This is a genomic window from Halalkalibacter oceani (assembly GCF_023715705.1).
GTDB classification, from domain to species: domain Bacteria; phylum Bacillota; class Bacilli; order Bacillales; family Bacillaceae_D; genus Halalkalibacter; species Halalkalibacter oceani_A.
On sequence record NZ_JAMBOS010000013.1, the window covers coordinates 49339 to 61151 of the forward strand.

Genomic DNA, 11813 nt, shown 5'->3' on the forward strand with positions numbered 1-11813 from the left:
TATACGTTTGCTGTGGCTATCATTTATCGCGCTTCCTGAACATCACTAAGCCGCTGACGGAGTGATGGACTTTCGTCTCAATGCGTTGCCGGATAACAGTACGATCGTCCTTGGTGGTGAATGGAACTTCGTTTCTGAACAACTGCTCAGCCAGATCGATGCTACCGCCCTATCCAGTAAGCGCACTCAACCCGTTCCAGGTGAATGGACCAATCGTGATACAAGCGACTCCTTTCAATATGGCACGTACCATATGCGACTGATACTTGCTGAAGAAGATTTGTACAAAACATATGGAATACGTATTCCTTCTATCCGCTCTTCTTCCCAAGTCTTTATTAATGGCCATTTACTCGGCGGCTCCGGAATGCCTGCCGAAAGTCCAGATACATACATTGCCAAAAATGTTCCCTACTCCGTCTCCTTCTATGCCGATCAACCGGAAATTGATTTGTTCATCCAGGTTGCGCACGGTTCCCTTGACCCCAGACCCGGCGCTATTCAAAAAAATATTACGTTTGGATCTATGAAGGCTTTCACCCAAGAAAGCATTGTAAAAATCGGAAGCGAAATTATGCTGGCTGTCGTCTTTCTGATTCATGCCTTTTACGCCGGTACTCTTTACCTGCTTGGAGCAAAACAAAAAGTATTGCTTTACTTTATGCTGCTCGCTTTCACTGCCACGTTTATGATATTCATTAGTGACAGCAAGCTCTTTTTTTCATTTGTTGATGTCAGTTATTCATGGCAAATTAGAATTTCGTTTCTCACTTATACGTGCGTCGCTTTGTTTTTGCTGCTGTTTTTTAAATATTTGCTGTCCAATTTTACACGCCATTGGATCTTTCATGTCATTCCCATCCTTTGGACTGGATATCTTTTTTATATCGTTTTTGCGCCGCTTGAAGCTGTTTTACAGTTCCGTATCGTCCTGTGGTTTATTTTGTTCATCCCGGTTTTGCTGATTATGAGCCAGCTTTTCCATATCATTTCGAATAAGATAGAGGACACCGTTTTCCTGCTTCTCGGCACGGCCGCAATTATGAATAATATTGTCTGGGCTCTGCTAACGATCAGAACGGGGCTGGAGCTTCCGTTTTATCCATTTGATTTATTATTTGTGATCATTTTTTTGTCCTCGTTCTGGTTCAAGCGCTATTTTCGCGACGCGGAGAGAACGGTAAAATTATCGGAGGAGCTGCGAAAAGCCAATCAGCAAAAGGATGAATTCCTTGCTACGACATCACATGAGCTGCGTAATCCTTTACACAGCATCGTCATGATCGCCGAGCATTTATTGCATGCAGAAAAGAATCTTAGTCCGAACAGTAAGCAGAACGTAAACATCCTGCTTCAAGTAAGCCGGAGAATGACACTCCTTTTGGATGATTTACTGGACTTCACCCGATTAAAGAATAAGCAGCTCAGACTGCAAGTAAGCCCGGTAAAGGTCACTCCAGTCGTAACAGGTGTTCTGGATATGCTTCGCATTATGGCTGATGGAAAACCGATTCGCTTTGTTTCTCAAGTCGATGACCGTTTTCCGCCTGTTAAAGCTGATGAACACCGCCTGATTCAAATTTTGTTTAATCTCGTTCACAATGCGATGAAATATACCGATGAGGGAACAATTACGATTTCCGCATCCATTGTAGGGGAGTACGCTTATATTAGTGTGAAAGACACAGGTACAGGAATCGATAAGGCCATGCAAAAAAAAATGTTTGATGCTTATGAACAGGGAGATACCACCGCTGCTGTGGGAGCGGGAGGGATCGGGCTTGGCCTGACAATTTGCCGGCAGCTAGTAGAATTACACGGAGGAGAACTAACGGTCGTGTCAGAAAAAGGATATGGCTCGCTCTTCACCTTTTCACTACCGTTAGCGGGGCACCATCACGCCGGCTTCGAAGGCAGTGCTCATCCCGTTTCCATTTCAGCAAGTGACGAAATTGGCGCTGCAACAGAAGAACAGGCCGGCGCTGAAGGGGCGACGAGACCGTCCGCCACCAGTGCGGTCCATATTCTGATCGTCGATGATGACCCGGTTAATGTACGCATTATGAAAAATACTCTTTCCTCTGATTCCGTTATAGTGACCACGGTCCGCAGCGGTCAGGAGGCGCTTTCTTTATTGCCGGTGCGCAACTGGGACCTTGTTATTAGTGACGTGATGATGCCGCAGATGTCCGGCTATGAGCTGACTGCACTGATTCGTAAGCGGTTTACTGTAGCTGAATTGCCTGTCCTGCTTTTAACAGCCCGCGGCCGCCAGGAAGATATTCACACAGGCTTTCAGGCAGGGGCGAACGACTATTTGGCCAAGCCGGTCGACTCTGTAGAGCTGAAAGCCCGCGTCGACACTTTAATTCAAATTAAACAAACAACCGCTGAACACCTGCGGATGGAAGCGGCTTGGCTTCAGGCTCAAATTCAGCCTCACTTCCTTTTTAACACGTTGAATACGATTTTAGCATTACTGGAATACGATCAGCCTAAGATGAAGGAAGTTTTCGAGGCCTTTATCCACTATTTACAAGCAAGCTTTGTCTTCGAAAATTCCAAGCACGTTATCCCGCTTGAACAGGAGCTTGAAATCGTCCGCTCTTATTTATTTATCGAGCAGGTGCGTTTCGGCTCTCGTCTGGAGGTCATTTGGGAGTGGGACGAGACGATTGACGTTCTGATCCCACCGCTTGCGATCCAAACGCTTGTTGAAAATGCCCTGACGCATGGTATTTTAAAGAAAATAAACGGAGGGAGCGTCCGTATTTCGATTAGCCGCAGGAAAACTGAGGCGCTGATCGCGATTGCCGATAATGGAGTCGGAATCCCCTTCCCTATCCTGAAGCAGCATCTGAGTGACACAAGACCGGATAAAGGCGGGGTCGGCCTGTATAATACGAATCGGCGTCTGAAGCAATTGTACGGACGAGGACTCTCCATTCAAACCCGCCCGGGCGAAGGGACTACCGTCTCGTTCCGCCTTCCGTTAAACAACGAGTAACTGCAAGGATGCAAACTGCGATAGAGCCCTGGAAAAAAGGATGGCTTTCCCCTTTTCCAGGGCTTGAAGCAGTATAAATGAAGGTATGTGTGACATCGTTTCGCCTTCCATATAGGACACCACCGGGGTATGCCGCTTACGATTCTCCTTTAGCAACCGGATTGTCTTGATAGGAAATCCAGTCACTCCAGCTCCCTGCATAAAGCTTCACGTTGGGAAAGCCCGATTTTTTCAGGGCAAGTACATTTGGACAAGCGGAAATTCCCGAGCCGCAGTAGACGACAATCTCTTTTTCTGATGGCAGTCCTGAAAAATGCTCCTTCAGTTCTTCTTCTTTCTTCCACGCTCCATCCTCAGTCAGAACCTCCTTCCAGAAGTAGTTCAAGGCACCCGGTATATGACCGCCTACCGGATCAATCGGCTCCTCCTCGCCCCGGTATCTCTTCGGTTCGCGCGAATCAATCAGTAAAATTTCATCATTATTAAGCGCCGCTTTGACATAGTCGGCGTCGACGACAGGCCACTCTGAATTCTGTCCGGCCTGAAAGGACTTTACCGTCGGTTCAGGAACGTCGGTTGTCACCTCAAAGCCCGCTTCCTTCCATGCTGAAAAGCCACGATCAAGAATCGCCGCCTCCCGATGCCCGTGGCGCTTGAGCATCCACCATACTCTTGAGGCCATCATCCCGCCCTGGTCATCATAGATGACCACCTTTTTATCAGGGGCAATTCCCGCCTCACCAAACACTTTTTCCAACTTCCCACGCTCAGGCAACGGATGGCGGCCACCATGCTCTTTAACGGGAGCGGCCAGCTCTTTTCCGAGATTAAGAAAAATAGCGCCCGGCAGATGGCCTTTTTGATAGAGACGCTCTCCCGCCCCGCTGTCTGCCAGGTCATATCTCGCATCAATAAGAACAAATTCATCCGCATTTTCCTGTAAGCGGTCGTTCAACCAGCTCACTGTTACAATCTCTTCCACCTATCTCACTCTCCTCTCAGATTCCATCAAGTGATAGTTCTCTCTTTCCTGCTCAAACTCCTTTTCCTTCCCTTTCATTTCTTGCGATCCTTTACGCATCCGTCCACGCGAGCAAAAAAGTGAAACATTCCTCACTTCCGCGGCGTTTTATAGGAGAAGACGATAAGATGCTATGGGAGGGTTACCATGACGTACAAAAAAATTGTCGCAGCTGCCATTTTGACTTCTACTTTTGGATTGGCCGGCTGCGCCTCAGACATCGCCCCGGAAAACATCGCCACTGCCACGGAAGAAGAACAGCTTCCAATCAATGAGGAAACAGCATCCACTACGGAGCAGGTACAAGAATCTGACATCAGCGAAACATTTGAGGAAATGCTACTTGCCGAGACTCCCCCTTCTGAGGTCGCGGCCTACTTGCAGCAACATCTTTCTGACATTTCTCCGGAGGATGTTTCCGTGATGGTGCAGAAATTCGAACAACACCAGCAAACGTATCTTCCACGCTTAGAGGAGAAATTCCATGACAGTGAGATTCAAATCGGAATTCATGAGCAGTTTGGTTTTACCCTACCAACGGATGAAGAATTTGAAGAGGTCGAGAACGCGGAGGTAGCAGCCCTTCTTAGCGAAATGAAGGAGAATGGCTACAAGCTGGAAATGGCCGAAGGAATGTACTTTCCGATTATTGATTACCGCTTTTACAATCCGTTTACGGAAAATGCCGCTGCTGACACCCAAGCCTATATTGAGCTGATGATTGCTGAATCAGATCAGGTGCCGGCAAAGGACGCCGCCCTCGTCATCAGCTGGGAGTCCATTGTACAACGGGCAGTTAACCAGGAAGAATTCCTAAACGGCTTTCCCCAGTCCGGCTTTGCGAGCGAGGTAGCTGATTTATACGAAACATATATTATGTTTTTGCTATATGGCTTAAATAACACGCCGCTCTTTGACTATGACTCGCACACGATTGACAGTGAAGCACTGGCCGCCTTCTCATCCATAGTTGAAAACGTTGAAGACAGCGAGACGATGAAGCTGTTGGATCAGTATCTCACCATCATTGAAGTGAACAACAATCAGTTAACGGATGAAGTGGAACAGTTCAGAACCGATTATATGGAAGCATTGCAGGAAGAACGCTGAGGTAACACGCCCTCGCTTTTAGAAAGGCTCCGCTAGAAACCCGCCCGCAACTAGGCCTGGACCAAATCACCTTTTGGTCCAGGCCTTTTTAAACGGACGTAGTGACTCCGTCCCCTGTATACGCTTTCAAATTTATGTGGCGACCCACCTCTTCGTAATAGCAGAAGTGACCGCGATGCCAATCATAGCTGAAATAAACAGAAAGAGGGGTGCCTGCCAGCCGACAACGAAAAAAGCAAAGAGGTACGTCACCATATTAAGTAACGTCGTCCCCAAAATATACTTGTTCTTTTTCTGCTGGTCAGAGCCTGTGTATTCACAGAAATACCCCTTTACAATAGAGGACACGGCGATTACCGCCAAAAAAGGCCAAAACAAGACTTCGTTAAAAATCATAAGCATAAATAAACTAAACCTCCTCCTCTCGTTCCTTTCCTCTCTGTATCATCATTAGGATGATGGCTGCTTACTTTTCAAGTAACTCACGAAGTGTTTCCAATTGTCCACCCAGCTCTTTGCTTCGATAAACCGGGCAATGATGAACAAGACCTTTATCATATACATAAATGTGTAAATCCTCTTCATTTCCAACAAAGTGAACTTTGATTCCATCTTCGTTTACCAGTTGAAAGGTCTGCAAGCAATGGGTCGGATTTGTTTCCGCTTTTCGCCGATGGCGGCACAATCCACTTTTCACCGTATGGCTAAAGCCCAGTCCTTCAATATAAGAAAGCACATCTTCAATCGTTTGATCGGTAACCGTCACATCATGATGGTCAATCGGATGGTTCAGCAGGCTGATATCGACCTCGGTCTGGATTGTCACCTTTTGCTCTCCGAATGTGACCGGCAAATAGTAAGGCAAATAGATAGTGAACGGAATGACCTTTTCTTCCTGGGCCTTCACTGTCAGCTCATCGGTAATTTCCAATTCCAAAATCGGTTCGGTGATGTCCCGGAATTCAGTCGTATCATCGTCATCTCTATGAAATTCTGAATCAATGTGAATATATATTTTGGAGATTTTCTGGTCTGTTTTCCCTCCAAAAATATGGACTTCTCCCTTAATTTCTTTTCCTCGTTCAATCCTCTCTTCCAACAGCACTGTATTCACTTTTGCTGAACCAACGCCGAAGCTTGACAATAATTTCTCAAACATCTTTACTCCTCTCCCTCGCCTGTGACAAGTAAGCATTTTTTTGTCGCAACTCCCCCGAAATTGTGACAATAAAAGATCAATCCATTTCTACCCCTTGACTTTTTCGTCAATCTGGACCTTCCTTTTGAATCATTATACCCCATCTTCCTGATTGGATAAAGCCACTCTCGGACGAATACCCGCACTATTTTACAATTTGAAAATGACCGGGGCTCCCTCTTCCTTCGAATGGCTTTCGAAACAGCTCTCATACAGACTATGCCGGCTTAGTCCAACCCGTTTGGATGATTGGACCAGCATACAAATGGAGAAATCGGTTCAGGTTTGGCAGTTCATTCATATCTATAAGAATGAGAACAGAAAGGAGAGATTAGAGCATTGATTGTCATTAATGGGCAAGCCGTTGATATAAATCAAATACAGCTGGCAGGGGTCGATAATCAGCAGCTTAACATTTTAGAGCGTCTAGGTGCTTCAAGCCGGGTTTATCGCTACGATTCATATGACCAGCTTGCGTTCGAATTGCATATGAGGGTAGCTACCGTGCAGGCTGCTCTTCTCCTTCAGGAAAGCAACGTCAGCTTCGCCACCTTTGAAACGGCGAGATGTAACGAGCAATATTGGAGTCTGACACGTCAAGGGGGCTTCCTGCTGAAGCCCAATGTCCTGCCGCAAATCGGCATTGATGATATTTTTCTCCAGGGCCATCAGTACGCTTTCGAATGCGCTGTAGCCATTGTCATTATTTTTTACAAGGCGACGTTAGGATCGATTGATAAATCGCTGTTTAATTTGCTATTTGCCAACCTTTATTTGTTTTCCTGGCAATATGATGAGGATCTCGATTTGCAAAGTCATGAAGGAGATGATATCATCCCCGGCGATTGTGTGTATTTCCGCAACCCTGATTACGACCCGGCGAGTCCCGAATGGCAAGGAGAAAATGCGATTGTCATTGATCGAAATCTTTTTTTCGGTCATGGAATTGGCCTTAAGACACAGCAAGGAATGATCGACACCTTAAATACAAAGCGGAGAAGGTTCTCACAGCAGTCGGCTTATATGGAACGGCATATCACCCGACCGAACTACAAATATTTAAGTCAGTTTCGTTCGCTCGCTGATCGCCCCCCTGTGCGGCTTTCCTTATCGTCCGCTTCCCCGCCTTTATCCGAGCTGATTTTCGCCCAGGTTGGCTCGCGCATGTTCCTTGCGTAAGAAAACCGCGCAGCGGCTTTTTATCCTTTCTTCTCTTTTATAGAAAGAAGGTGTCCCAAAGGTTGCTCCCCCTTTTGGACACCTCTCTTCTGTTACTCGACCCGATTTAAAATAGGCGGCACCTCGTCAGGATCGACGATCACCTCAATCACGGTTGTTGCCCTGCTGGAAAGAGCCTGTATGACAGCAGCTCCGACCTCCTCCGCCGTCCGGCAGCAGATCGCCGTCGCCCCCATTGATTTGGCAAACGCCGTAACATTCAGTCCGTATTCGTAGATTGCTCCGACCGATTTGCCAAGCCAATGCCTCATTCCTTTTTCCACCATGTCCAGCCGTTGATTATTCAGGACGAAAAAGAGGACCGGTACCTGTTCATTAACAGCCGTTGACACTGCTGTTCCGTGCATGAACATGCAACCGTCACCCGTTAAACATACGACTCTTCGCTCAGGTAAAGCGAGCTGAGCTCCAACTGCATAGCCGATCGCATTCCCCATCGCTCCAAAGACATCGTCGAAGTGAAAGGTGCCCGGCTCCAAAATATCATAATGCTTAATCGCGTAAAAGGAATGACTCCCATCATCGCTAAACAGAATTGCATCTTGAGGCAATTGACTTCTTAAAGCCTGAAGCGCTTCAGCCGCCGAAAGATACGTGGTGTTCTCCGCAATCGCACTGCTTTCGCCTGTGGCGGCGACGGTCGGAAGTTCATATAACGGGGCCGGCTGTTGACCGGCGGCATCAAGCTCCATTAAAGCGCGGATGTTCGTCTTAATATCCCCTACAATCGCCAGCGTCGGCACCGGCAATGACTTTCCGATAAAGGTAGGGTCATAATCAAACTGAATGATTTGCGCCGGATGCATATGCGGTTTAAAGCCCGCCAATGACATATCGCTCAGCTTCGTGCCGATGACAATCATCAGATCAATGCCTTCTTCAAGATAAGCATGGGCTCTTTCATTGCCGCCCAGGCCGAAGCTGCCGAGCGAGAGCGGATGAGCCGAAACAAATGACCCTTTCCCGCCCGGCGTTGTCATCACCGGCAGCTGCCATCTTTCGGCAAACCAGCTGATTTCTTCATAGGCACGGGAAGCATGGACGCCCTTCCCAAGGCATAGAACAGGCTTTTTCGCCTCGCGCAGCATCGGCAGGATATCTTCCAGGTTAGAGGATTGCATATGCGGACTGCCAACCGGCAGCTCCAGCTCAAATGGAGAAATTTCTTCAAGCAGCACTTCAAACGGAAGTGATAAATGGACAGGACCCCGCTTTCCGGTGAAAGCTTTTTCGATCGCATGTCTAAAATAGAGAGGGAATTGTTCGCTTCGCTCCACAGAAGCACTAAATAACGTAACCGGTTCAAACATTTTCACCAAGTCCGTGCCAAAGAAGCTTGAATCCTGACCTAACGCTCTTCCGCTTCCATTTACGGAAGGATGACCAGTAATAAAAAGAGTCGGGCTGTTAAAAGCTTTCGCTTGTCCAGCCGCCGTCAGCATATTCGTTCCACCGGGTCCAGAGGTTCCAATCGCTACTCCTAACGTGTTCTTCTTTAAAGCATAGCCACCAGCACAAAATCCAGCTTCCGCTTCATGACGTGTCAGTACGAAGGAAATTCCCTGCTCTTCAATTTCGATCAACAACGGTACAATCGGCTTACCGGGAATGCCAAACGCATGAGTCACGCCCCATTTCTTTAAATGATCGGCTACAATAGAGGCAACTGTCTTCATAGCTCTTTCTCCTCTCTGTAATTTGTTGAAATTTGTCCTGCTACATAGATGGTACCATGAAATTGGAAGTAATTAAGAAAAAAACGCCAAAAAATGATAACATTATGTTATTATTTGCATTATGGATAATTATTTCCATTTTTACTTACAGGAAAAAGTTCTGTTGACGCCCTTTCTGTTTAAATGCGACACTAGATTTACACCATGCTAACGGTGTTTAATGGAATAGATGAAAGGATAGACGACCTTGACTGAAACATTATTGTTAAATCTCTTATTTTTATTAATGCCTGTTTTTATGTTCTATGTCTTTTTCGAAAATAAAACAACTTTTTTTAATAGAACGATTCTCATTTTGCTTTCCGCTTCTTCGATGATTCTTTGTATGACTTTTCCTATTCATTTGCCGGTCGGCTTTATTTTTGATTTACGCTACATTCCTTTTATCATTGCCGGACTGTTTGGCGGCTATCGTGTGATCCTGCCACTCTATGTCTTGTTAAATTTCTATCGGTTTATTATCGCGGGAGACGGCACCTACCTCTCTCTGATCTTTTCAACCTTTATCTTAGCGGTCATTTTACTGTCTCATCACAAATTCGTTAAACTTGCTCCCCGCCATCGGGTCATCTTTGCCAGTGGTTTGTCACTGTTTACGTTGATTGTCTATTTAACGATATTGGGTCTGTTCTTTTATGAATTAACTCAGGAATTTTTCCTGCTGTGCCTGTCCTTCTTGCTGACCCAGGTGGGAGGCGTGATGTTTATCATGCTGCTGATCGAACAATTGTTGAAAAATGTCAAAATACGCGAGAAGCTTTTCGACACAGAGCGCTTAAACACAATCAACCAGCTATCAGCCAGTGTCGCGCACGAAATTAGAAACCCGTTGACAGTTGCCAAAGGGTTCCTGCAGCTGCTCCAGCAGTCACCTTCTTTTTCCGGAGAAGAAAAACGGTATTTAACATTTTCGCTCGATGAGGTGAAACGAGCCGAAAAGATTGTCAGTGATTTTCTTACGTTATCGCTGCCTCAATCGGAAAACATGGTGCACTCGACATTGAAGGCGGAAGCAGAGCAAGTGAAAGAGCATATTCTTCCCTATGCTTCCTTTCATCAGGTCGAGGTCAAATTACATTTCACCAATACGCTCGAGGCGACCTACGACCGTAATCAGATGGAGCAATGTCTTTTGAATTTATGCAAAAACGGCGTGGAGGCGATGACGGAGTCCGGCGGAACTTTAACGATTTCAATCTTTGAACGAAAGAAAAACATCGCCGTACAAATCGAGGATACCGGGGTCGGAATGAGCAAGGACCAATTAAAACGGCTGGGAAAGCCCTATTATTCCACAAAAGAAAAAGGGACGGGCCTTGGCATGCTGATCGTCTACAACACGATGAACAAACTCGGAGGAACGATTGAAGTAAGCAGTCAAAAAGGAAAAGGCACGACCTTCCTCCTTACAATCCCTCCTAATTCCGCTCTGTGAACTGACTGAAGCAATGGCTTCGTACTCGGGGGTATGCCCAAAGGCAAAAACCAGCCTTTGGCCTTGGCTTCGCTCGCCACAATCCCGTTGTGCCAAACCCGTTCACAACGGGATTTAAAAGATCGTGGCGGCTTCGCATTTTATGGCGGCGTTTCCGTTCTGCACTAACGAAGCAGGGAAGAAGTTCACTTCCCTGCTTCGTTTTGAAATCATCGTGCAGACTCCACCTGCCGCTTCGGGGGTATGCCCAAAGGCAAAAACCAGCCTTTGGGCATACCCCCTTCTATTTTTTCGGTATGATTTTGAAGATTTCTTCGCTTTCAAATAGGGCAATGACTTCCTGCAGCCATTCATAATACCGTTGGGCGTGATCAAGCTTTGCCGAATCGGTTTCAATCGCTTTTTGCAATGCTTCGTCTTCGGTTCCGCTTATTTCCGCCAGTGTGCTTCTTAATTTATTGACTGCCTTTAAATTGTTATCAACTGATGTTCGCCAGCGCTTCACAAAAACCGTGGAAAACGATTTGTACCAATCATTCTCAGTTTCATATAAATCTTTTCGGACCCCTTTTTGCCAGACTCGTTCAACCATATTCGCTTCTAACAGTGCTCTTATTCCTGTGCTCATACTCGTTTTGCTCATTTTGAGCTCCTGGCTCATTTGATCAAGGGTCATTGGCGACTCGGCAAAAAGAACAGTTCCGTATAAGCGACCAACTGATTCAGAAATTCCGTACAAATAAATGTTTTTCGAAAGTCCATGAATAAACCGTTCTCTAGCTTCTTCAAGCTTCTGCCACTCATCCTCTTTGTTCTCTAACATCTGCTGTCTGATTCCTTTCTTTGTTTTCTACATAGAGTTAGTTAAAAGTCTAACAAAAGTCAGACATGAATGGAAGTAGCCTTTTAGCGATGATCCCGGCGCATCCTAGAGGAAATATAAGGATCAACGTCATATACTCTGTACAGTTTAAACTGTACAGAGTATATAAACGAAATGAACAGAATATCCGAATTGCCCGAAAAGCAATAAAACCGTATAGTAAGATGGTCGGTCATATTGTTAC

9 protein-coding genes are annotated in these 11813 nt (G+C 46.2%); 4 read left to right on the forward strand and 5 right to left on the reverse strand.

The features are described from left to right. Window positions 1–64 precede the first annotated feature (64 nt). Window positions 65–3007: a sensor histidine kinase gene (locus M3212_RS13170; RefSeq protein WP_251194433.1), complete on the forward strand. Its 2943-nt coding sequence runs from the start codon at window positions 65–67 to the stop codon at window positions 3005–3007. Window positions 3008–3143: 136 nt separating this feature from the next. On the opposite strand, the gene M3212_RS13175 is transcribed toward M3212_RS13170, so the two are convergent. Continuing rightward, window positions 3144–3989 carry a sulfurtransferase gene (locus tag M3212_RS13175; RefSeq protein ID WP_251194434.1) on the reverse strand — a complete coding sequence of 282 codons (846 nt, stop codon included), beginning with the start codon at window positions 3987–3989 and terminating at the stop codon, window positions 3144–3146. A 186-nt stretch (window positions 3990–4175) separates the two neighbouring features. Between M3212_RS13175 and M3212_RS13180 the strand changes: the two genes are divergently transcribed. Then, window positions 4176–5138, forward strand: a complete 963-nt coding sequence (locus tag M3212_RS13180; RefSeq protein WP_251194435.1) for a hypothetical protein — start codon at window positions 4176–4178, stop codon at window positions 5136–5138. Between the two features lie 132 nt (window positions 5139–5270). Here M3212_RS13180 and M3212_RS13185 read toward each other — a convergent pair whose 3' ends face one another. Continuing rightward, window positions 5271–5540, reverse strand: coding sequence for a hypothetical protein (locus M3212_RS13185; RefSeq protein ID WP_251194436.1), 270 nt, complete (start codon window positions 5538–5540; stop codon window positions 5271–5273). 64 nt (window positions 5541–5604) lie between these two features. Continuing rightward, window positions 5605–6297 carry a sporulation protein gene (locus M3212_RS13190; protein ID WP_251194437.1) on the reverse strand — a complete coding sequence of 231 codons (693 nt, stop codon included), beginning with the start codon at window positions 6295–6297 and terminating at the stop codon, window positions 5605–5607. 378 nt (window positions 6298–6675) lie between these two features. Between M3212_RS13190 and M3212_RS13195 the strand changes: the two genes are divergently transcribed. Further along, the gene (locus M3212_RS13195; protein WP_251194438.1) at window positions 6676–7515 is read left to right on the forward strand and encodes a protein-glutamine gamma-glutamyltransferase; all 840 of its coding nucleotides are present in this window, start codon (window positions 6676–6678) and stop codon (window positions 7513–7515) included. Window positions 7516–7607: 92 nt separating this feature from the next. On the opposite strand, the gene M3212_RS13200 is transcribed toward M3212_RS13195, so the two are convergent. Continuing rightward, window positions 7608–9251 carry a thiamine pyrophosphate-binding protein gene (locus M3212_RS13200; protein WP_251194439.1) on the reverse strand — a complete coding sequence of 548 codons (1644 nt, stop codon included), beginning with the start codon at window positions 9249–9251 and terminating at the stop codon, window positions 7608–7610. Between the two features lie 247 nt (window positions 9252–9498). Here M3212_RS13200 and M3212_RS13205 point away from each other — a divergent pair, with 247 nt between their 5' ends. Further along, complete coding sequence (locus M3212_RS13205; RefSeq protein ID WP_251194440.1) at window positions 9499–10746, forward strand: ATP-binding protein; 1248 nt, start codon at window positions 9499–9501, stop codon at window positions 10744–10746. Between the two features lie 283 nt (window positions 10747–11029). Here M3212_RS13205 and M3212_RS13210 read toward each other — a convergent pair whose 3' ends face one another. After that, the gene (locus M3212_RS13210; protein WP_251194441.1) at window positions 11030–11569 is read right to left on the reverse strand and encodes a GbsR/MarR family transcriptional regulator; all 540 of its coding nucleotides are present in this window, start codon (window positions 11567–11569) and stop codon (window positions 11030–11032) included. Window positions 11570–11813: the final 244 nt, after the last annotated feature.

Excerpts from the sequence above, each read along its gene's own strand:
- M3212_RS13170 (WP_251194433.1), top strand. The coding sequence starts at position 65 with ATGGACTTTCGTCTCAATGCGTTGCCGGATAACAGTACGATCGTCCTT.
- M3212_RS13180 (WP_251194435.1), top strand. The coding sequence starts at position 4,176 with ATGACGTACAAAAAAATTGTCGCAGCTGCCATTTTGACTTCTACTTTT.
- M3212_RS13185 (WP_251194436.1), bottom strand. The coding sequence starts at position 5,540 with ATGCTTATGATTTTTAACGAAGTCTTGTTTTGGCCTTTTTTGGCGGTA.
- M3212_RS13190 (WP_251194437.1), bottom strand. The coding sequence starts at position 6,297 with ATGTTTGAGAAATTATTGTCAAGCTTCGGCGTTGGTTCAGCAAAAGTG.
- M3212_RS13200 (WP_251194439.1), bottom strand. The coding sequence starts at position 9,251 with ATGAAGACAGTTGCCTCTATTGTAGCCGATCATTTAAAGAAATGGGGC.
- M3212_RS13210 (WP_251194441.1), bottom strand. The coding sequence starts at position 11,569 with ATGTTAGAGAACAAAGAGGATGAGTGGCAGAAGCTTGAAGAAGCTAGA.